Raw genomic sequence first — 19998 nt, 5'->3', positions numbered from 1 at the left:
CAAAACCTGATCAATCATTCACGCTGATATCAGTAAAAAGGAACCCCGCCGGCGTCTTGGTAAAGACGAAGATGAGTTCGCCGCAGAAGACGAAGTAACTGTCGTTCTTATAGTCATCGCGATCGTAGACGGCCTTGCCGCGCTGGATACACGCGCGATTTTTCGCGGTGAACGAGGTCCGATAGGTCTTGGCGGCAAATTGCGCGGCGTCGCGAATTGCGTTGTCGTTCATGAACGGTAATCGTGTCATAGCGGCGACGGCGGCGGGATCGTTTGCCTTCAGCGCCGCGCGAAACTTCTCGATGAAGCCATCGAATTCCTTCTGCAAGGCAGGAGAAGCAACGGCATTCTTCGCCTGGGCGACGGCTGGAGCAAGGCTCACGAGAGCGGTTGCAAGCGCAATTCTCAGCAAAAATCCCACAGGCCGGCTCCATCCATTGATCGATCAAGGTCTTCCGACCGAAAGAAATCCATGGTGTTTTGTTGCGTCATGGGCCTTCTGGTTCAACGGCGCAGCGCCGCACGAACTTGTCGCCATGGGAGCAAAGCGGAGATTGCTTTCGTCGCATCACGCCGCCGGGGTTATGGATACACGACCTAAATCTCCACCACCTGCCCCGGCATCATCGCCACGAACCGCTCCTGCGGGATCTTCGCCGCATCCAGCGCGTCCACCAGCGCTTTCGCCGGCGCGTCGATCGCTTCGTCCGTCAGCTGGAACGTGCCGTGATGATGCCCGAGCGCTTGCTCGGCGCCGCAATCGGCCAGCGCCTTCACGGCATCTTCCGGGTTCATGTGCTGGTCGCGCATGAACCAGCGCGGCTCGTAGGCGCCGATCGGGAGGATCGCCAGGCGCAGCTTGCCGTGCTTCTCGGCGACGCGGCGGAAATGCCGGCCGTCGCCGTAACCGGAATCGCAAACCACGTAGATCTTCCCGGCCGGCGTCTCCAGGACAAAGCTCGCCCAAAGCGCCTTGTTGCGGTCGAACAGGCCGCGCGCGGTCCAGTGCCGGGTCGGCACCAGATGCACCGCGACGCCTTCGCCGAGCTCGACCCGGTCGTGCCAGTCGAACGCTTCCGCCTTGATGGTGGGATCGGTGCTGCGCATCGTGACGTCGTTGCCGAGCGGGGTGACCACGCGCGGCGCGAAATTCTTGGTGAGCCGCGACAGCGTCGCGATGTCGAGATGGTCGTAGTGGCCGTGCGAAACCAGCACGACGTCGATCTTCGGCAGCTTCTCGAAGGCGATGCCTGGGTCGTTGTGCCGCTTCGGCCCGGCCCAGGCGACCGGCGAGACTCGCTCCGACCAGACCGGATCGACTAGGATGTTGAGGCCGCCGACCTGGATCAGCCAGCTGGCGTGGCCGACGAAGGAGAGCCGCACCTTATCGCCATCGACACGCGCCGGCGGGGTGTCGGCATGGGGGCTGGGCACCCAATCCGGCCAGGTCGCCCGCCGCCGCTTGCCGCTGAACTGCCAGCGCAGCACCTCGCGCAGCGATTTCGGCGGCGATCCGTCCGGATCGAAGAAGGTCAGGCCGTCGAAATGGTCGGAGGCGGGACCGTCATAGGTTTTCATGCGGGACATCCAGAGCGAGGGGACGCCGACCAGCGCGCCGGCTCCGGCAAGCAATCCGAAAAGGCGGCGGCGGGTGATCGGCACGGCGGGCTTCTAGGAATGGTCGGAAGGGTAAGACATCACCGCCTATATGGGCGGGGCTGGCGGAAAAGGAACCCGCGACAAAAGGATCACGTTTTCAAAACCTTGCCTTACCAAGGGCGAGCCGGCACCCTAACTTTCCTTGACTTTTGAGCGGGAGCGGCGTTTAACCCCGCCACTTTCTCGGAAAGGCTTTCTTTTCGACCCGCCGACCGGCCTTAGGACCGGAGGTCAACGCCCGACAGCGCTGTGCGCCCTCGGGCGCAAAGGTGTTTGGACTTACTTCTCCCTCGCCCCGCTCTTGCGGGGAGAGGGTCGGGGTGAGGGGCTCTCTCCGCGCATGGTGCGCGTCGATGGTCCCGTACCCCCTCACCCGCCGCGAAGAGCGCGGCGACCTCTCCCCGCAGGCGGGGAGAGGTAAAAGAGGACAACGGCATTGTTCGACAATCTGTCGGAACGGCTTGGTGGCATTCTCGATCGTCTGACGGGGCGCGGTGCGCTGACCGAAAAGGACGTCGACGCCGCGATGCGCGAGGTGCGCCGCGCACTGCTGGAGGCCGACGTCGCGCTCGAAGTGGTGCGCAGCTTCACCGAGCGCGTGCGCGAGCAGGCGATCGGCGCCACCGTCGTCAAGTCGGTCACCCCCGGCCAGATGGTGGTCAAGATCGTCCATGACGAGCTGATCAACACGCTCGGTAGCGAAGGTCAGACCATCGACGTCAATTCCGTGCCGCCGGTGCCGATCATGATGGTCGGCCTGCAAGGCTCCGGTAAGACCACCACCACCGCAAAGCTCGCCCGCCGCCTGGTCCAGCGCGACAAGCGCAAGGTGCTGATGGCCTCGCTCGACGTCTACCGTCCGGCGGCGATGGAGCAGCTGGCCGTGCTCGGCCGCGACCTCGACATTCCGACGCTGCCGATCGTGGCCGGCCAGCAGCCGCCGCAAATTGCAAAACGCGCGCTGGAAGCCGGCAAGCTCGGCGGCTACGACATCGTGCTGCTCGACACCGCCGGCCGCACCACGCTCGACGAAGAGATGATGGCGGAAGCGGCTGCGATCAAAGCGGCGGCCAACCCGCACGAAGTGCTGCTGGTCGCCGACAGCCTCACCGGCCAGGACGCAGTGAATCTGGCGCGCTCGTTCGATCAGCGCGTCGGTCTCACCGGCATCGTGCTCACACGCGTTGACGGCGACGGCCGCGGCGGCGCCGCGCTGTCGATGCGCGCGGTCACCGGCAAGCCGATCAAGCTGATCGGCACCGGTGAGAAGACCGACGCGCTGGAAGATTTCCACCCCGACCGTATCGCCGGCCGCATCCTCGGCATGGGCGACGTGGTCTCGTTGGTCGAGCGCGCCGCCGCCAACATCGACGCTGAGAAGGCCGCGCGCACTGCCGAGCGCATGCGCAAGGGCCAGTTCGACCTCAACGACATGCGCGAGCAGCTGCTGCAGATGGCCAATATGGGCGGCATCAGCGGACTGATGGGCATGATGCCCGGCATCTCCAAGATGAAGAACCAGATCGCGGCGGCCGGCATCGACGACAAGATTCTGAAGCGCCAGGTCGCGATCATCGATTCCATGACGCGCGATGAACGCCGTCATCCGGACCTTCTGAAAGCCAGCCGCAAGAAGCGCATCGCGGCCGGCAGCGGCCAGAGCGTCGAACACGTCAACAAGCTTTTGAAGATGCACCGGAACATGGCCGATATGATGAAGGCCATGGGTTCGGGCAAGCGCGGCCCGCTCGCCGGCATCGCGCAGGCGATGGGCTTCGGCGGCGGCATGAAGATGCCCTCGCCCGAAGAGATGAAGGCGCTGCAGGAGAAGATGCAAGGCGCGGGCGGCGGACAAGGCCTGACCAATCTGCCGAAGGATCTGCCGCCTGGTCTTCGCCAGGGCCTGCCGAATGTGCCGGGGCTCACGGGCCTCAGCAACAAGCCGACCCTGCCCGGGCTCGGCGGCTTCCCCGGACTGGGGAAGAAGAAGTGACTTCGCCCGTCATTGCGAGCGCAGCGAAGCAATCCAGACTTTCTCCGCGGATGCTTCCTGGATTGCTTCGCTGCGCTCGCAATGACGAACCAAACCGACCTTTGAATTAACAACTACTCAGGAGACCAACATGTCCGTCGTTATCCGCCTCGCCCGTGCAGGCACCAAGAAGCGTCCCGTCTATCACGTCGTCGTCGCCGATTCGCGTTTTCCCCGCGATGGCCGCTTCATCGAGCGTCTCGGCTATTTCAATCCGCTGCTGCCGAAGGACAACGAGACCCGCCTCAAGCTCGACATGGACAAGGTGAAGGCCTGGCTCGCCAAGGGCGCGCAGCCGTCCGATCGCGTCGCGCGTTTCCTCGACGCCGCCGGCGTCGCGAAGCGCGAAGCGCGCAACAACCCGCAGAAGGCCGTGCCGCGCAAGGAGCGCAAGGCGCAGGCCGAAGCCGCCGCCAAGGCGTAAGGCTGGATCATGTCGGCGCTGGTCTGCGTCGCGCGGATCGGCGCCGCGCATGGTGTGCGCGGTGCGGTCAAGCTGTGGGCCTTCACCGAGGATCCATTCGCCGTTCGCCGCTACGGTCCGCTGTCGACCAAGGACGGCAGGCGCCAGTTCGAGATCGCGCAGGTGCGCGAGGCCCGGGATCATCTGGTCGCGACATTCAAGGGTGTCGCGACCCGCGATGAGGCCGAGCGCCTCAACGGCATCGAGCTCTATGTCGCGCGCGACAAACTGCCCGCGACGGACGAGGACGAATATTACCACACCGATCTGATCGGGCTCGCCGCCGTCACCATTGATGGCGACGCGCTCGGCCGCGTGCTCGCGATCCACAATTTCGGCGCCGGCGACATCATCGAGATCGCGCCGCTCAAGGGCCCGACCATGCTGCTGCCGTTCTCCAACGCGGTGGTGCCGGAGGTCGACCTCAAGGGCGGCCGCGTCGTGATCGCGCTGCCGCAGGAGATCGAGGGCGAGGAGCCTGGCAATACTCCCTCCGCGAGTCGTCCCCGCGAAGGCGGGGACCCATAACCACGACGCGTAGTTTTTGGCTAAGCTGGCAGTTCCAGCCATCGCAACACGGGTTGCGGTGGTTATGGGACCCGGGCTCGCGCTTCGCGCGCCCCGGGACGACGAGATCGGGATGCAATGACCAACCCCTCACCCTGGCGCGCGACGGTGCTGACGCTGTTTCCGGAGATGTTCCCGGGGCCGCTCGGCGTGAGCCTCGCCGGCCGGGCGCTCGCGTCCGGGCTCTGGCAGATCGAGGCGCGCGACATCCGGGCCTCCGCGACCGACCGCCACCGCAGCGTCGACGACACGCCGGCCGGCGGCGGGCCGGGCATGGTGCTGCGGGCGGACGTTTTGGCGGCGGCGATCGATGCCGCCGAGATCGGGCAGGACCCCTCAAAAGCGCGGCCACGCCTCCTCATGAGCCCCCGGGGTCGGCCATTGACCCAGGCCCGCGTCACCGAGCTCGTCCGGAGCCCCGGCCCCCTGATCGTCTGCGGGCGGTTCGAGGGGGTGGACCAGCGGGTGATCGACGCCCGGGGCCTGGAGGAGGTCTCGATCGGCGATTACGTGCTGTCCGGGGGCGAAATCGCAGCCATGGCCCTGATCGACGCCTGCGTCCGGCTGCTGCCGGGGGTGATGGGCAAGGAAGCCTCGGGAACCGAGGAAAGCTTTTCGGACGGCCTGCTGGAGTACCCCCAATACACCCGCCCGCAGCTGTTCGAGGGGGTTCCGATCCCTGCCATCCTCACCTCCGGCGACCACGCCAAGGTGGCGGCGTGGCGGCGGACCGAGTCCGAGGCCCTGACGGCCGCCCGGCGTCCGGATTTGTGGGAAAAGGCCACGAATCGGGGGAGCGGCCAAAAAACGCCAAAAAACAAGACAGACGGGTGACAAACGCTCCGGCTTGCCTTATAGGAGCGGCCAAATCCGCAATGGCTGGATAGACGAATTTCACGCAGCCCCCGTTTCTTAAAGGCTGGGCGCGCCGATGGAGATTTACCCATGAACCTGATCAAGCAGCTCGAGCAGGAGCAATTCGACAAGCTGTCCGCCGGCAAGGACATCCCGGAATTCGCCCCCGGCGACACCGTGATCGTCAACGTGAAGGTCGTCGAAGGCGACCGCACCCGCGTGCAGGCCTATGAGGGCGTCTGCATCGGCCGTTCCGGCGGTGGCCTCAACGAGAGCTTCACCGTGCGCAAGATCTCCTATGGCGAGGGCGTCGAGCGCGTGTTCCCGCTGCTCTCCCCCATGATCGACTCGATCAAGGTGGTGCGCCGCGGCAAGGTGCGTCGCGCCAAGCTCTATTATCTCCGCAACCTTCGCGGCAAGTCGGCCCGCATCGTCGAGAAGCAGGATCGCGCTGCTGCTGTCGGCGAGTAAGTTTCGCCACCAGGCAAGTCTTTCGAAAGCGCGGAGCTCGGCTCCGCGCTTTTTGTTTTGGGCTCCGGGCGCCCTTCCCGACCTCGTCATTGCGAGCGCAGCGAAGCAATCCAGAATCTTTCCGCGGAGACAGTCTGGATTGCTTCGTCGCAAGGGCTCCTCGCAATGACGATGCAGCTAACTCTCGCGCTTTAACTTCCGCGTGCTATATAGCTTCTAGAATGTTTCCAGATCCGACCAGCTTCGCCCGCATCCAGCGCATCGTCATCGACGATCGCTCGCGGCTGCCTGGCCGGTTCTTCGGACGCTTCGCGACCTCGGCAACGTCAGAGCTTAGCCGCGCAGCCTAAAAAGCTGCGCTGACGATTTTGTTGCCCGCGCGCTCTGCCGCGCTCATCGCTGACACACATTCTTCGGAGCTCGAGCTCATGTCCAAGCCGACCACCCTGTACGACAAGATCTGGAACGACCATCTGGTGCACGAAGCCGAAGACGGCACCTGCCTGCTCTACATCGACCGCCATCTGGTGCACGAGGTGACCTCGCCGCAGGCATTCGAAGGCCTGCGCGCCACGGGGCGCAAGGTTCATGCGCCCGAGAAGACGCTCGCCGTCGTCGATCACAACGTGCCGACCACCGACCGCACCAAGCCGAATCCCGATCCCGAAAGCATCGAGCAGATCAAGGCGCTGGCCGAGAACGCCAAGGAATTCGGCATCGAATATTACAACGAGTTCGACAAGCGCCAGGGCATCGTCCACGTCATCGGCCCCGAGCAGGGCTTTACGCTGCCCGGCACCACCATCGTCTGCGGTGACAGCCACACCTCGACGCATGGCGCGTTCGGCGCGCTCGCGCACGGCATCGGCACCAGCGAGGTCGAGCACGTGCTCGCGACGCAGACGCTGATCCAGAAGAAGGCGAAGAACATGCGCGTCACCGTCGACGGCAAACTGCCGGAGGGCGTGACGGGCAAGGACATCATTCTGGCCATCATCGGCGAGATCGGCACCGCCGGCGGCACCGGCTACGTGCTGGAATACGCCGGCGAAGCGATTCGCGCGCTCTCGATGGAAGGCCGCATGACGGTCTGCAACATGTCGATCGAAGGCGGCGCCCGCGCCGGCCTGGTTGCGCCCGACCAGAAGGCATTCGACTTCCTGCGCGGCCGCGCCAAGGCGCCGAAGGGCGCGGACTGGGACGCGGCGATGCGCTATTGGGAGAAGCTGCGCTCCGACGACGGCGCGCATTTCGACCACGAGCTGCGCCTCGATGCGGCAAAGCTGCCGCCGATCGTGACCTGGGGCACCAGCCCTGAGGACGTCATCTCGGTCACCGGCATCGTGCCCGATCCCGACAAGATCGCGGACGAGGCCAAGCGCATCTCCAAGCATCGCGCGCTGAAGTACATGGGCCTGACCGCAGGCACGAAGATCACCGACATCAAGCTCGACCGCGTCTTCATCGGCTCCTGCACCAACGGCCGCATCGAGGATTTGCGTGCGGCAGCGAAGATCGCGGAAGGCAAGACCGTGTCGGCGAACGTCAACGCCATGGTCGTGCCGGGCTCCGGCATCGTGAAGGAGCAGGCCGAGGCCGAGGGTCTCGACAAGATCTTCATCAAGGCCGGCTTCGAATGGCGCGAGCCGGGCTGCTCGATGTGCCTTGCCATGAACCCGGACAAGCTGAAGCCGGAAGAGCGCTGCGCCTCGACCTCGAATCGCAACTTCGAGGGCCGCCAGGGTTTCAAGGGCCGCACCCATCTGGTGTCGCCGGCGATGGCGGCGGCGGCAGCGATCGCAGGTCACTTCGTCGACGTCAGGGACTGGCGCTAAGCTACTTCCTGCAATTGTAGCGATCGCGGCAAAGCGTCGTTAATCGGCGGCGCCGACAGTGTCCTCGCGACGGTTTCGCGAGGACACTTCATGGCCAACAAGCCGGAATATGTCGATCTCATCAGCGAAGCGACGCGCCAGCACCGCCGGCGCGCGGCGCCATTGCGCATCGTCGCCAAGCCGGAGGTCGAGGAGACCTCCAAGCTCAGCCGCTGGCCACCGGCGATGTTCAAGCAATGGAAGCTCGAGAACCTGATGCGGTGGAAGGCTTCGTCGTGGAAGCTGAAGGATTGGCTCTAACAAGTCTCTCCGTCATGGCCGGGCGTGTCCCGGCCATGACGCTGCTCGAATAGCTCACATCACCAGTAATACCGATACGGATAGTGCCAGCGGGGCCAGCGACAGACGCGGCGCGGGCCGTAATAGGTCCAGATGATCCGGCAGCGGCGCGGATAGTGGTAGTAGGGATAATAGCCGCCGTAATAGTAGCGCCGGTGGAAGTGGCGATAGCCGTAATGGGGGCGATAGCCCCAGTGCCGGTGATGGCCGCCGTAGTGACGGAATCCGCCGTAACGAATGCCGCCGCCGTGAAAGGCCGGCGCGGCGCGGAAGCCGCCGCCATGAAAGCCACCGCCGCGGAAGCCGCCGACATGTCCGCCGCCACCGCGAAAGCCTCCGCCGTGAAAATGCCCGCCGCCACCATGTCCGCCGTGCCCGCCATGGCGAACCTGCGTGACGAGATCGTCGGTTGCGGCCTTCGTTACCGGCGACGTCGCCGGATTGATCAAGGTGAGCGCTTCAGCGCGACGCGCGCTGCCGGCCGACAGCATCAGCGTCGCGGCGGCCGCAAGCCCAAGCAGGCGCATCGGGCTGGCCCGACGACCCAATATCATCAGCATGAAATCCTCCCTGAACCCGGACGGCAGAGCTGCGACGTCTCGGCCGCGCCATTGCTGTTCAATTGCAGTCGCTCCAGGGATTAAGTTGCGGACAGCGATGTGAATGCGCCATGAATGAACGACACGCGGCGCCGCGATGCGACGCCGTGCCTCGCACGATCACAAAGCCGGCGGTCCAAGGCGGCGCCTTACCAGAAGGGCCCGTAGCTGAAGACGAACGGCGCCGGCACGCCGTAGGGATAGGGACGATAGTAGACAGGGCGCGCGTAGTAGCGCGGATCGCGGCGTACGGCAGGCCGCGCCATGTCATATGTCCGCGCGTGTCGTCGCACATCGAAAACCGCGATCCCCGCCGACGCCTCCGGGATCGTCGCCCTTGGCGCGGCGGACGCGCGAGGCAGTCCGGCGGCAAGCGCGGCGGCAATTGCCAATGCGATCCATCTCGCCATCATGGCCCTCACGAGGCCACCGCGAAGCTCGCTGGCGCGGGCATCGACGGTCAGCCCCGGCGCCAGTAGCAGCTCACGCGCGGCACGATCACCGTACCGCTCGGCCGGTACTCCTGCACATAGGTGGCGTTGCAGACCCGGACCGCGTCGGGGCCGGGATTGTAGCGGGGATAGACGCCATCCGGGCTGTAATAGGGCGTGACGCGCAGACGCGCCGGAGGCCGCTTGCGCGGCGGGGGGACATCGTCCGGCGAGACCAATTGGGCCATCCGGAGTCCGGAACTGGCTGTCTGCGCCTCGGCACCGACGCAAAACTGCGAAAACAACCCCATGCACAGTAGAGTCAGCGCTGTTTTCGCTCGCATTTTTCCGCCCACCTGAAACGTCCCATTGACCGCCCCACGCTCCCCGTTTTGGCGGCGCCCGTCAACCTCGCCGCTTATAAAGCCAGATGCATCGCCACGGAACCCGCGGTATGAGGGGCACATGTGGACGGAATTGAAAGCGCCTTCGCTCGCCGAGATGGAAGCGATGACTCACGACGTGTTCGAGCGTCTGCCGGCGGACTTTCGCAAGCTCTGCGAGGGCGTGATCGTCCGCGTCGACGACTTCCCGACCGAGGAGGTTCTGGACGAGATGGAATGCGAGAGCGAGTTCGACCTGCTCGGCCTGTTCCAGGGCGTCGGCCTGCCCCAGCAGAGTTTTGGCGACGTGGCGCGGCTGCCCAACATGGTCTGGCTCTACCGCCGCCCGATCCTGGACTATTGGGCCGAGCACGACGAAAGCCTCGGCCACATCGTCCGCCACGTCCTGATCCACGAGATCGGCCACCATTTTGGTCTGTCGGACGACGATATGGCGGCCATTGAGGCCAAGGCGGGGTAATACCGTTGCCACGCGCGAAGTGCGCTCCCTCTCCCGCTTGCGGGAGAGGGCCGGGGAGAGGGTGTCTCCACAATGGGACAGTCTCCTAGAGGAGAAACCCTCTCCCCAACCCTCCCCCGCTCGCGGGGGAGGGAGCTCACCTTTCTCTTGGCTCATGGCCAAGCAGACGAGATCTGCCGATTTCGGCCTAGGATTCCCGGTCCGATCGCGATAAATAGCCGGTTCCCTGAACCACGTGCGGGAAAGCGCAACCATGGACAAGTTCACCACGCTGGAAGGCGTCGCGGCGCCGCTGAAGATCATCAATGTCGACACCGACATGATCATTCCGAAGCAGTACCTCAAGACCATCAAGCGCACCGGCCTTGGCAAGGGGCTCTTCTCCGAGCAGCGCTACAAGGATGACGGCAGCGAGAACCCGGACTTCGTGCTCAACCAGCCGGCCTATCGCAATGCGAAGGTGCTGGTCGCCGGCGACAATTTCGGCTGCGGCTCGAGCCGCGAGCATGCGCCCTGGGCGCTGCTCGACTTCGGCATCCGCTGCGTGATCTCGACCTCGTTCGGCGACATCTTCTACAACAATTGCTTCAAGAACGGCATTCTGCCGATCCGCGTCTCGCAGGAAGACCTCGACAAGCTGTTCGACGACGCCGAGCGCGGCGCCAATGCGACGCTGACGATCGACCTGCCGAACCAGGAGATCCGCGGCCCCGACGGCGGCAAGGTCAAGTTCGAGATCGATCCGTTCCGCAAGCACTGCCTGATCAACGGCCTCGACGACATCGGCCTCACCATGGAGAAGAAGGCCTCGATCGACACCTATGAGGACAAGCTCAAGCGCGAACGCGCCTGGGCCTGATATCAGATATCCGTTCGAGCCCCGGCGTCGAAGGCGCCGGGGCTTTTTCTTTGTTCTGATTAGCCCGTATAGCTGCACACATGCTGCCCGAGATCGTCACCTTCTGGCACGGCCCGATGGATGCGTTGCGCCAGACCTGTCTGCGCTCGCAGCTGGCTGCCGGGCACAAGGTCACGGTCTACAGCTTCGATCCCATTCCCGGCCTCCCCGCCGGCGTTGCGAATGCCGAGGCCGAGGCGATCCTGCCGCACGCGTTCTCCGAACGCTTGCGGCCGCCGCAGCCGGATGGCAGCTGGCGCGACTGGACCATTTTGCAGTTCAGCGACTTCTTCCGCATGAAGCTGATGGCGAAGGGCCTCGGCCTCTGGCTCGACGCCGACGTGCTGCTCCTGAAGCCGGTCGAGATCGATCCGGCAAAGCCCTACTTCGCCTGGGAGCGGCCGCGCCAGCTCGGCAATTCCGTGCTCTACCTGCCGCCCGCGCACGGCATCGTCGCCGCCTTCGAGGAGCTGATGGAGCAGGAGGAGCTGACGCCGAACTGGCTGTCGCTGCGCCATCGCATCACCTTCATGATGCGTCGCCTGCGCGGCGGCTCGAACCGCCTCTCGGATATTCGCGTCGCGATCTACGGGCCCGCGGCACTCACAGCGCTGGCGCGGCGTACCGGTGAATTGCAGAACACATTGCCGAAGCAGTCGTTCTACGCCGTGCATGCCGAGCCAAGACTGTTCTTCGATCCCTCGAGCTATCTCGGTCTCGTCACCGACCCCAGCATCATCGGCCTGCACATCTCGCCGAAGGGCCGCGGCGGCGAGAAGCCGATTCCCGGTAGCCTGTATGCGTGGGCGGCGGAGCGGTTTAGGTAGTTGCTGCGCAGGAAGTGCGCTCCCTCTCCCGCAAGCGGGAGAGGTTGGCAATCCCGCTCTTCCCTGTTTGATCCAGCGCAACGCGCTTCTGCATCATTGTGCTTATCTCGCTTCAATTCCGCTCGTCCGAATGGAGCTTGCCATGAGCACCGCAACCAGGCCCTATCCCATCGTCCAGGATCTCATCGAGTCCTTCGCGAACTGGCTGAAGCACCGCCGCGAGATCAACGAGATGCGGCAGCTCGACCGCGCCGATTTCGACCGGATCGCCAATGATCTCAGGATCGCGCCCGACGATCTGGAGGAGTTGGTCCGTCACGGCCGCCACGCCGCCGACGAATTGCCGAAGATGCTCGAGCAGCTCGGCATCAGCACTGAGGCGCTCGGCCGCGCGCAGCCGCTGCTGCTCCGCGACCTCGAACGGGTCTGCTCGCTCTGCAATCAAAAGGGACAGTGCGACCGCGATCTCGCCGACGGCACCGCCGCGGAGAATTACCACGGCTATTGCGCCAACGCCTCGACGCTGGAGACGCTCGAGCGCGCCGAACACGCGCCGCGGTGAGGCGTTGCGTTACTCGATCCACTTCGGCGCGTAAGCCATCCCTTCGCTTTGCGCCGTATCGTGATTGATCCAGATTTCGGCGTTCTCGAGGCGTAGCAGCTCGACCACCTTGGCCATCGACGCAACCGTCGCCTGCGGGTCGGCATTGAACGACGGTACACGCATGCGCCGGAGGTTCTCTCGGTTATGCGCGACGTCGCCGCTCAGCAGCACGGCGCCGCGCCGCGGCAGCTTCACCATCAGCGAGCAATGCCCAAGCGTATGGCCGGGCGTGAAGATCATGCGCACCGCGCCGTCGCCGAAGATGTCGTGATCACCATCGACGATCTCGTAAGGCCGCTCCTTCAACATCCTGTAGTGCTGAAGCGAGTAGCCGAATTCGTCAGGCTCAGGCCCGAACATGGCCTCGAATTCGGCCCGCTGAGCGATCCATCTTGCATTTTCGAACAGATCGACATTCCCGATATGATCGAAATGCGCGTGGGAAAGGAGGATCGTGCGGATATCGCGGGGCCGCACCCCGATTTCATCCAATTGGTCCGCGATGGGACGACGCACGATGCCCCGTATGCCATGCGCGATGATGCGCCCTTCCGGATGCTTCGCCAGCTCATCCTCAATGCCCGTATCCCAGATCAGCCACTCACCACGGTGACCGATGAGATAGGCATTGCAGCTCAACGTCATGGGAACGCCTACGTTGATGCCGGGAGAATAGATCGAACCGTCTTCGACCTCCGCAATGCCTCCGTCGAGGATGTAGATCCTGTCGATTGTCGCCATTTGAGAACTCTTCAAGCCGCCGATTCGATACGCCGCTTCGCCTCGCGCATGTCACGCCCGGGCGGCATGCCGAACAATCGGCAATATTCCCGCGTGAACTGCGTGACGCTTTCGTAGCCGACCCGATGCGAGGCGGTCGCGATGCTTGCGCCATCGGCCAGCATGGTGCGGCGCGCCTCGATCAGACGAAGCTGCTTCTGAAACTGAAGCGGGGTCAGCGACGTGATGCTGCGAAAGTGCAGGTGAAATGCCGACTGGCTCATCCCCGCAGCCTTGGCGAGCCGGTCGACACGCAAAGGCTTGGCATAGTCGGCGCGGATGATCGCAACCGCACGGCCGATCCGCTGCGCATGGCTGTCGGCAATACCAAGCGCCCTGATGGCGCCACCGTGCCGACCGGCCAACAGCCAATAATGCAGCTCCCGCAGCACTTGGCTCTGGAGGATTGAGGCGGACGCGGGCCGATCGATCAGGCGCAACAGCCGCAGCGCCGCGTCGCTCACATCCCGCTCCGTCGGCTCGACCCGCAGCGGCTGCGACGGGACATAAGGCGCCGCCCCGATCTCAACGACCAGCCCCTCAATGACAATGGGATCGAGCTCGACGACGAGCGACAAATAGGGCACCGCGACTGTGGCGTGCGTAATCTGGCTGACCGTCGGCACGTCGCTCGCGATCACCAGCGAATCGCCTGCACCCAGGTCGAAGGACGTGGCGCCGACCGCAACACGCTTGGCGCCTTGCAGCACCAAGGCGACCAGAGGCTTGGAGATCGCAAATTGGAGCGCGCTCGGCGCGGTCTCACGAATGATCGAGATGCCGGCGAAAGGCGTGGACGCAACGCCTTTGTCGTCGGCGTGAGCTGTGGAGTAATTGCTGGCGATCTGGAGCAGCGTTTCGGTCACGGGCCCAATCTAGGCTGAGCCGGCCACGCGGGCAATTGCCGACGGCCGATCAGGCAAGAGGACGGGAGTTTTAGGCAAGTCTGTCGCCGGCCAGATTCCGGAGGGTTGGGCAAGACGATTGGAGCATCCGGCAACATCCGACGCTCGATCACAGGCAGAAGGGGCCCGCCGAAACTCCACGAGGAACCTCCAAATGCCTACCATTTCTCTCGTCACCGGCGCCAGCCGGGGCCTTGGCCGCAACACCGCAATCGCCATCGCGCGTCACGGCGGCGACGTCATCGTGACCTATCGCAGCGGTGCCGCCGCCGCCCGCGAGGTCGTCACCGAGATCGAGGCGCTCGGCCGAAAAGCGGTCGCGCTCCAGCTCGACGTCACCTCGGTATCGACCTTTCCGGCGTTCGTCGCAAAAGTCGGGTCGGCGCTGGCGGAGCATTGGCACACCGAGAGGTTCGATCATCTCGTCAACAATGCCGGCCAGGGCGAAATGGCCGCCATGGCCGAGACGACGGAGCAGCAGTTCGACGCGCTCTTCGCCACGCATGTCAAAGGGCCGTTCTTTCTGACGCAGGCCTTGCTGCCGCTGCTTGGCGACAATGGCCGGATCATCAACTTCTCGAGCGGGCTGACGCGCGTGTCTTTCCCCGGCTTCTCGGCCTATGCCGCCGCCAAGGGCGCCATCGAGGTTCTGACCGTCTACATGGCAAAAGAATTCGGCGAACGCGGCATCACCGCCAACGTCGTTGCGCCGGGCGCGATCGAGACCGACTTCCTCGGCGGCGCCGTTCGGGACATGCCGGATTTGAACAAGCAGTTCGCGCAAATGACCGCGCTTGGGCGCGTCGGGCTGCCCGACGACATCGGGCCGATGGTCGCGAGCCTGCTCGGTCCCGACAACCGCTGGGTCACAGCACAGCGGATCGAGGTGTCCGGCGGACAGACGATCTGAGCGAGGCGGCACTTGCGCACTTCGTCGCGAGGCGATGGAGTGCGCGAGCCCTCAGCCCTTCCGCATCACCGCGATCGCATCCGCGATCTTGCCACCGCTATCGTCACCGAGAAAGACCCGACCATCTGCCGGACCGGCTGATGCCAGCGTACGGCAGAGCTTTCAACTCGTGCGCATCGCCGGGTGGCAACGGGCGTAAATAGTATGACTGTTCGCGCGGCGAGGATGCGGGAAAGCTCACCGCAATTATCCGTGCTTGATCTCGACTATTAGCTCTGTTTGGATCGTTACCGTTCCGCAATTCGCATTTCGGATAATCATGGCGAATGAAACAAATGATTCCCGTCGTTCATTGGGTGCTCGTTCAACAGAGGACACCGTGACTGCCCACCGCAAGGGCATCGGGAATCGGCTATTGGCGGCGCTGCCGCCGGCGGATCTCGCTTTGCTGACGCCCCACTTCCAGAAGGTCTCGTTCGAACCCGATGCCGTCCTGGTGCGATCGGGCGACGAGCTCGACCCGGTCTATTTTCCCCATAGCGGCGCGATCGCCTTCATGCTCGACATGCCGGACGGGCAAACGGTCGCGACCACCTTGATGGGACGGGAAGGCGCTTTGGCCTCGTTCTCCGTGCTCGGCCCGTCGCCTTCATCCGTCACCGCGATCGCCCGCATAGCCGGCACTGCATCGGTGATCTCCGCCGCTAAATTTCGCGCGGCCCATGCGCAAAGCGCAGCCATCAGGCATGTCGTGCAGGTCCACGCCCGCGCCGTGTTATTGCAGCTCCAGCACGTCGCCGCTTGCAACGCGCTGCATCGGGTGGATGGCCGCATGGCGCGGTGGCTCCTGCAGCTTCACGACCGCGTTCCCGAGGACCTGCTTCCGGTGACGCAGGAGGCGCTGGCGCAATTGGTTGGGGTACGGCGGACGACGGTGACTTTGACGATGAGCAAGCTACGCGAGGCCGGCGCCATCCCGTCCGACCGGCGCGGGTTTGTCGAAATCCATCGGGCGCGGCTCGAGAGGGTCGCATGCGATTGCTATGCGCTCATGCAGCGCACCATCGATCGGATGTATTGCCAGGAATTGGCGGCGCCGCAGCCTGCCGATACGCCTTTCCGGCAAAGCGCCATCGCCGCCTCCCCCGGAGCAGGCGGTGAATTCAAAGCCGTTTCGCGGGCGGGACGATAGAAAGCAAAACCTGCTTTGGCGCGCGGCCACTGAGCTCGCTGCGCGGCGATACCTTGTTCGTGCCGTCTGCGCGCAAGAGATGCCGGCGCTCAAAGGTTTTCTGCTGGGGATTCGTTTGATCCCGCCCTTGCCGGCCTCGCCGGCGTCAACCCTTGCCGCCGACACCGGCATCTGTCATCAGAATACTGAGCGATCTTGCCCATGCCGCCGTCGAACGGCGCAAGAGACTGTTGGCGTCATGAAAGTCACTGCTGTTGCGCTCGCTCTTCTCCTGCTTATACCGTTTGGGGTTGGTCAAGCCGCAGAAATGCGCCCTCAGGGCAAGAACTGCGAACTTGTTGAGCCACCCGCGGACGCGGGGGAAGACACGAATCACGGCATGGTGCTGCGCATCTATCCTCGCGCCAAAGACATCGGGCCAAACTACTCCGGCTGCCAACTCTTGATGGTGCAGAGCAAGGAAAAATGGCTCGTTGTCTTGTACACTGAGGTGACAGCCGGCGACCCCGTTCGTGTTTGGTCTGAGTTTGAACCCGACCCAGCCAAGCTTGCTTGTCGGTTCAAGGCGGGAAAGTTGGTCTCGGGCAACGAAGAAATTTGCCCCGCGCCACAGGACCTATTGACGCGATCGCTCGCGCCTGGCTGCGTGTCCGCAATTGGCGAGGAGATCAACAAGCGCACGCCGAGGCCGGTGGGTTGTGACTACGACTAGTCGCGATAACACCCGACCTTTCGCTCCAGCGGAGAGCAAAAAGATCACGACCGATTGTCAGCCCTTCCCCATCGCCGCGATCGCGTCCGCAATCGCAATCGTGCGCCGGGCCATGTCGGCGTGCAGGCGCTCCACCATCGCGCCGTCGAGACGGATCGCGCCGCGCGAGGCGTTCTCAGGCAGTTCGAACGCCGCGATGATTTTCCGCGCGCGGGCGACTTCCTCCTCCGGCGGAGTGAAGATCGCGTTGCAGGCGTCGATCTGGGAGGGATGGATCAGGGTCTTGCCGTCGAAGCCGAGGTCGCGGCCTTGCGCGCATTCGGTGGCGAAACCGTCGGAATTGGCGATGTCGCTGTAGGGGCCGTCGAGGATCTCGAGGCCGTGGGCGCGCGTCGCCAGGATGCAATGGGTGATCATCGGGATCATCGCGGCGCGGCCCGGCAGCATCCTGATCCGCGTCTCGCGCGAGATGTCGTTCGGGCCGAACACGAAGCCCGAGAGGCGGCTCGATGGATCGCGTCCGGCGGCGGCCAGTTCCTCGGCATGCAGCACGGCGCGCGCGGTCTCGATCATGGCCCAGACCTTGACGGTCGGCGCGGCGCCGAGCTCGGCCAGCTTGCGGCCGATCACCTCGAGATCTTCGACGCTCGAGACTTTTGGAACCAGGATGCCGTCCGGCGAAGCCTTGGCGGCCATGGCGACGTCATCTGCCCACCAGGGCGAGTCGAGGCCGTTGGTCCGGATCAGGATCTCGCGCCTGGCGAAGCCCTTGGCGGCGATCGCCGCCGCAATGCCGTCGCGCGCCGCCGCCTTGGCCTCAGGGGCGACGGAATCCTCGAGGTCGAGGATCAGGCCGTCGGCGGGGAGATTGCGCGCCTTTTCCAGCGCACGCGGGTTGGAGCCGGGCATGAACAGATGGCTGCGGCGCGGGCGGGTCATGCTGGCGTTCCTTCCTGGTCTGTCGTCCGACCCCCAGGCGATAGCACTTGGCCTGCCCATTCGAAAGGCTTGTCGGCTCTGGCGGTATGTGATTAGGCATGGGCCATGACGACATTCCCGAAGCAATTGCTGGAAGGCTACAAGGCCTTCGCCACCCAGCGGCTGCCGACCGAGCAGAACCGCTACCGCGAACTCTCGGTCAAAGGGCAGTCGCCTGAGACCATGGTGATCGGCTGCTGCGACTCCCGGGTCTCCCCCGAGGTGATCTTCGACGCGGGGCCGGGCGAGCTCTTCGTCGTCCGCAACATCGCCAATCTGGTGCCGACTTATCAGCCCGACGAAAGCGCGCACGGCGTCTCGGCAGCGCTGGAGTTTGCGGTGACGGTGCTGAAGGTGAAGCACATCGTGGTGCTCGGCCACGCGCAATGCGGCGGCATCCGCGCCTTCGTCGACAAGATCGAGCCGCTGACGCCCGGCGACTTCATCGGCAAATGGATGCAGATGTTCATCAAGCCGGGCGAGGTGGTCGAGCAGCGCGAGCACGAGACCATGGCGCAATTCGTCGAGCGCATCGAGAAGGCCGCCGTGTTCCGCAGCCTGGAAAACCTGATGACCTTCCCGTTCGTGCGCAAGGCCGTGGAGAGCGGCCAGATGCAGACCCACGGCGCCTATTTCGGCGTGGCGGAGGGATCGCTGTTCGTGCTGGACAAGGCGGCCAAGGAATTCAGGAACGCGCGCGCGGCATAGCCCGCTCGCCGGTGGGCAGAGCGGCTTGGCCGCAAGGCGCGCGCTTGCCCTCCTTGCGAAATGGCGCATATCGGGGGCCTGCAAATCGTGCGTGATGAATGGCGGACAGGCGCCTGGTTCGCTAGAGTGCTCTCCATTCGCCACTCGCCGTTTGCTGTTTCATGCTGATCCTTGCCATCGATACTGCGCTCGAAGCCTGCGCGGCCGCCGTTCTCGATACCGACGCCGGCGAGCTCCTCGCCCGGGAATCGCAGCTCATGAAGCGTGGCCATGCCGAGGCGCTGATGCCGATGATCGCGCGCGTGATGCAGAGGGCCAGCCTCGCCTTCACCTCGCTCGACCGCATCGCCGTCACCGTCGGGCCCGGCAGCTTCACCGGCCTGCGCGTCGGCATCTCGGCGGCGCGGGGCCTTGCGCTGGCGGCGAAACGGCCGGCGGTCGGGCTGACGACGCTGTCGGCCTATGCCGCCGGTGTCGTCGGCCAGAGCGGAACGGCGCCGGTGATCTCCGCGATCGATGCGCGGCACGATCACGTCTATTTCCAGATCGTCGCCGGCGACGGCAGCCAGCTGGTGCGCCCCTGTGTCGCCGCGATCGACGCGGCGATCGCGGCCTCGCAATTCGGCGCGCCGCATCTGGTCGGCAATGCCGCCAATATTCTCGCCGATCGCTGGCCGAAGGACGGACCGCAGCCCGTTGCGGTCGACGCGCAGCCCGCGCCCGACATCAGCTGGATCGCCTGGCTCGGCGCGGCGGCCAATCCCGACACCAATCCGGCGCGGCCGTTCTATCTGAAAGCGCCCGACGCCAAGCCGGCGGCACAGACGCCGCGCGCAGCACAAGCCGCGACCTCATGATGGGATGGCTGTCGGAGTGGTGGCGCGGCGGCACGGCCGCCGTCGAGCCCGCGACCATGCGCGATGCCGCGCGGCTCGCGCAGCTGCACGGCGCCGCCTTCGCGCATGGCTGGGGCGAAGGCGAGTTCGAGAGCATGATGAGCGAGCGCAACACGCTGGTGCATCGCTTGCGTCTCGGCCGCAAGACGGTCGGCTTTGCGGTGTCGCGGATCGGGGCGGACGAAGCGGAAATTCTCTCGGTTGCAGTGGACGGGGCTTATCGCGGCCGCGGCCTCTCCCGTACGCTGCTGATGACCCATCTCGGCCACCTCGCCGGGCGCGGCGTGCGCACGATATTTCTGGAAGTGGAGGAAAATAACCAGCCGGCGCGGCGGCTTTACGATCGAGCTGGATTCGTGGTGGTCGGGCGCCGCGATCGCTACTATAAGCAGCCCAACGGGGAACAATTGAACGCCCTTCTGATGCGACGCGACTTGGCGTAACATCGGTGGCAGAAAGCGCCCGCCAGGCAG

The 19998-nt window shown here is 64.8% G+C and carries 25 protein-coding genes; 17 read left to right on the top strand and 8 right to left on the bottom strand.

Annotation, left to right across the window (positions count from 1 at the left end; genetic code table 11):
• Positions 1 to 10 precede the first annotated feature (10 nt).
• Both ACNJYA_RS01840 and ACNJYA_RS01835 read right to left on the bottom strand, forming a co-directional pair.
• Positions 11 to 421: a hypothetical protein gene (locus ACNJYA_RS01840; RefSeq protein ID WP_260381578.1), complete on the bottom strand. Its 411-nt coding sequence runs from the start codon at positions 419 to 421 to the stop codon at positions 11 to 13.
• 176 nt (positions 422 to 597) lie between these two features.
• Positions 598 to 1662: an MBL fold metallo-hydrolase gene (locus tag ACNJYA_RS01835; protein WP_439365167.1), complete on the bottom strand. Its 1065-nt coding sequence runs from the start codon at positions 1660 to 1662 to the stop codon at positions 598 to 600.
• 433 nt (positions 1663 to 2095) lie between these two features.
• Here ACNJYA_RS01835 and ffh point away from each other — a divergent pair, with 433 nt between their 5' ends.
• The 7 genes from ffh to ACNJYA_RS01800 all read left to right on the top strand — a co-directional run bounded on the left by ffh (position 2096) and on the right by ACNJYA_RS01800 (position 8182).
• Positions 2096 to 3652 carry a signal recognition particle protein gene (gene ffh / locus ACNJYA_RS01830; protein WP_439365166.1) on the top strand — a complete coding sequence of 519 codons (1557 nt, stop codon included), beginning with the start codon at positions 2096 to 2098 and terminating at the stop codon, positions 3650 to 3652.
• A gap of 130 nt (positions 3653 to 3782) precedes the next feature.
• Positions 3783 to 4115 carry a 30S ribosomal protein S16 gene (gene rpsP / locus ACNJYA_RS01825; protein WP_172789386.1) on the top strand — a complete coding sequence of 111 codons (333 nt, stop codon included), beginning with the start codon at positions 3783 to 3785 and terminating at the stop codon, positions 4113 to 4115.
• Positions 4116 to 4124: 9 nt separating this feature from the next.
• Positions 4125 to 4682 (top strand): ribosome maturation factor RimM, encoded by a 558-nt coding sequence (gene rimM, locus ACNJYA_RS01820; RefSeq protein ID WP_439401930.1) that lies wholly within the window; start codon positions 4125 to 4127, stop codon positions 4680 to 4682.
• 117 nt (positions 4683 to 4799) lie between these two features.
• A complete protein-coding gene (trmD, locus tag ACNJYA_RS01815) occupies positions 4800 to 5555 on the top strand; it encodes a tRNA (guanosine(37)-N1)-methyltransferase TrmD (RefSeq protein ID WP_439365164.1) in 756 nt (251 codons plus the stop codon).
• Positions 5556 to 5666: 111 nt separating this feature from the next.
• The gene (gene rplS / locus ACNJYA_RS01810) at positions 5667 to 6047 is read left to right on the top strand and encodes a 50S ribosomal protein L19 (protein WP_036008895.1); all 381 of its coding nucleotides are present in this window, start codon (positions 5667 to 5669) and stop codon (positions 6045 to 6047) included.
• Between the two features lie 428 nt (positions 6048 to 6475).
• Positions 6476 to 7882, top strand: a complete 1407-nt coding sequence (gene leuC, locus ACNJYA_RS01805) for a 3-isopropylmalate dehydratase large subunit (RefSeq protein ID WP_439365163.1) — start codon at positions 6476 to 6478, stop codon at positions 7880 to 7882.
• 90 nt (positions 7883 to 7972) lie between these two features.
• Positions 7973 to 8182, top strand: coding sequence for a hypothetical protein (locus ACNJYA_RS01800; RefSeq protein WP_027573016.1), 210 nt, complete (start codon positions 7973 to 7975; stop codon positions 8180 to 8182).
• Positions 8183 to 8241: 59 nt separating this feature from the next.
• Here the strand turns inward: ACNJYA_RS01800 and ACNJYA_RS01795 are convergent, their stop codons facing one another.
• From ACNJYA_RS01795 to ACNJYA_RS01785, 3 genes are all read right to left on the bottom strand, one after another.
• Positions 8242 to 8781, bottom strand: coding sequence for a hypothetical protein (locus ACNJYA_RS01795; RefSeq protein ID WP_439365162.1), 540 nt, complete (start codon positions 8779 to 8781; stop codon positions 8242 to 8244).
• Positions 8782 to 8969: 188 nt separating this feature from the next.
• Positions 8970 to 9230 carry a hypothetical protein gene (locus ACNJYA_RS01790; RefSeq protein ID WP_212257921.1) on the bottom strand — a complete coding sequence of 87 codons (261 nt, stop codon included), beginning with the start codon at positions 9228 to 9230 and terminating at the stop codon, positions 8970 to 8972.
• A gap of 50 nt (positions 9231 to 9280) precedes the next feature.
• On the bottom strand, positions 9281 to 9562 hold the full coding sequence (locus ACNJYA_RS01785; protein WP_172789380.1) for a hypothetical protein: 282 nt from the start codon (positions 9560 to 9562) through the stop codon (positions 9281 to 9283).
• 154 nt (positions 9563 to 9716) lie between these two features.
• Here ACNJYA_RS01785 and ACNJYA_RS01780 point away from each other — a divergent pair, with 154 nt between their 5' ends.
• The 4 genes from ACNJYA_RS01780 (at position 9717) to ACNJYA_RS01765 (ending at position 12402) form a co-directional block, all read left to right on the top strand.
• A complete protein-coding gene (locus tag ACNJYA_RS01780; RefSeq protein ID WP_439401929.1) occupies positions 9717 to 10115 on the top strand; it encodes a metallopeptidase family protein in 399 nt (132 codons plus the stop codon).
• Between the two features lie 253 nt (positions 10116 to 10368).
• Positions 10369 to 10974, top strand: a complete 606-nt coding sequence (gene leuD, locus ACNJYA_RS01775) for a 3-isopropylmalate dehydratase small subunit (RefSeq protein WP_008539074.1) — start codon at positions 10369 to 10371, stop codon at positions 10972 to 10974.
• An 80-nt stretch (positions 10975 to 11054) separates the two neighbouring features.
• Positions 11055 to 11840: a hypothetical protein gene (locus tag ACNJYA_RS01770; protein WP_439401928.1), complete on the top strand. Its 786-nt coding sequence runs from the start codon at positions 11055 to 11057 to the stop codon at positions 11838 to 11840.
• Between the two features lie 142 nt (positions 11841 to 11982).
• Complete coding sequence (locus tag ACNJYA_RS01765; RefSeq protein WP_271510426.1) at positions 11983 to 12402, top strand: DUF6455 family protein; 420 nt, start codon at positions 11983 to 11985, stop codon at positions 12400 to 12402.
• Between the two features lie 9 nt (positions 12403 to 12411).
• Here the strand turns inward: ACNJYA_RS01765 and ACNJYA_RS01760 are convergent, their stop codons facing one another.
• Complete coding sequence (locus ACNJYA_RS01760; protein ID WP_439401927.1) at positions 12412 to 13185, bottom strand: N-acyl homoserine lactonase family protein; 774 nt, start codon at positions 13183 to 13185, stop codon at positions 12412 to 12414.
• An 11-nt stretch (positions 13186 to 13196) separates the two neighbouring features.
• Positions 13197 to 14090 (bottom strand): AraC family transcriptional regulator, encoded by an 894-nt coding sequence (locus ACNJYA_RS01755; protein ID WP_439401926.1) that lies wholly within the window; start codon positions 14088 to 14090, stop codon positions 13197 to 13199.
• A 193-nt stretch (positions 14091 to 14283) separates the two neighbouring features.
• Between ACNJYA_RS01755 and ACNJYA_RS01750 the strand changes: the two genes are divergently transcribed.
• From ACNJYA_RS01750 to ACNJYA_RS01740, 3 genes are all read left to right on the top strand, one after another.
• Positions 14284 to 15039 carry an SDR family oxidoreductase gene (locus ACNJYA_RS01750; RefSeq protein WP_439401925.1) on the top strand — a complete coding sequence of 252 codons (756 nt, stop codon included), beginning with the start codon at positions 14284 to 14286 and terminating at the stop codon, positions 15037 to 15039.
• A 379-nt stretch (positions 15040 to 15418) separates the two neighbouring features.
• Positions 15419 to 16231, top strand: a complete 813-nt coding sequence (locus ACNJYA_RS01745) for a Crp/Fnr family transcriptional regulator (RefSeq protein WP_439401924.1) — start codon at positions 15419 to 15421, stop codon at positions 16229 to 16231.
• A gap of 79 nt (positions 16232 to 16310) precedes the next feature.
• Positions 16311 to 16943: a hypothetical protein gene (locus ACNJYA_RS01740; RefSeq protein ID WP_439401923.1), complete on the top strand. Its 633-nt coding sequence runs from the start codon at positions 16311 to 16313 to the stop codon at positions 16941 to 16943.
• A 57-nt stretch (positions 16944 to 17000) separates the two neighbouring features.
• Here the strand turns inward: ACNJYA_RS01740 and ACNJYA_RS01735 are convergent, their stop codons facing one another.
• A complete protein-coding gene (locus tag ACNJYA_RS01735; protein WP_260381562.1) occupies positions 17001 to 17882 on the bottom strand; it encodes an HpcH/HpaI aldolase/citrate lyase family protein in 882 nt (293 codons plus the stop codon).
• 105 nt (positions 17883 to 17987) lie between these two features.
• Between ACNJYA_RS01735 and ACNJYA_RS01730 the strand changes: the two genes are divergently transcribed.
• From ACNJYA_RS01730 to rimI, 3 genes are all read left to right on the top strand, one after another.
• Positions 17988 to 18629, top strand: a complete 642-nt coding sequence (locus ACNJYA_RS01730) for a carbonic anhydrase (RefSeq protein WP_172789371.1) — start codon at positions 17988 to 17990, stop codon at positions 18627 to 18629.
• Between the two features lie 161 nt (positions 18630 to 18790).
• Positions 18791 to 19486 carry a tRNA (adenosine(37)-N6)-threonylcarbamoyltransferase complex dimerization subunit type 1 TsaB gene (gene tsaB, locus ACNJYA_RS01725; RefSeq protein ID WP_271510418.1) on the top strand — a complete coding sequence of 232 codons (696 nt, stop codon included), beginning with the start codon at positions 18791 to 18793 and terminating at the stop codon, positions 19484 to 19486.
• Positions 19483 to 19968, top strand: a complete 486-nt coding sequence (rimI, locus tag ACNJYA_RS01720) for a ribosomal protein S18-alanine N-acetyltransferase (protein ID WP_172789369.1) — start codon at positions 19483 to 19485, stop codon at positions 19966 to 19968. Before tsaB ends, rimI begins: the two co-directional genes overlap by 4 nt.
• Positions 19969 to 19998 lie beyond the last annotated feature (30 nt).

The sequence above is a fragment of the Bradyrhizobium sp. BLXBL-01 genome (genome assembly GCF_051853025.1).
Taxonomy (GTDB): Bacteria; Pseudomonadota; Alphaproteobacteria; order Rhizobiales; family Xanthobacteraceae; genus Bradyrhizobium.
The sequence above is the reverse complement of the archived record's forward strand: the minus strand, read 5'-3'. Positions and strand labels throughout refer to the sequence as shown.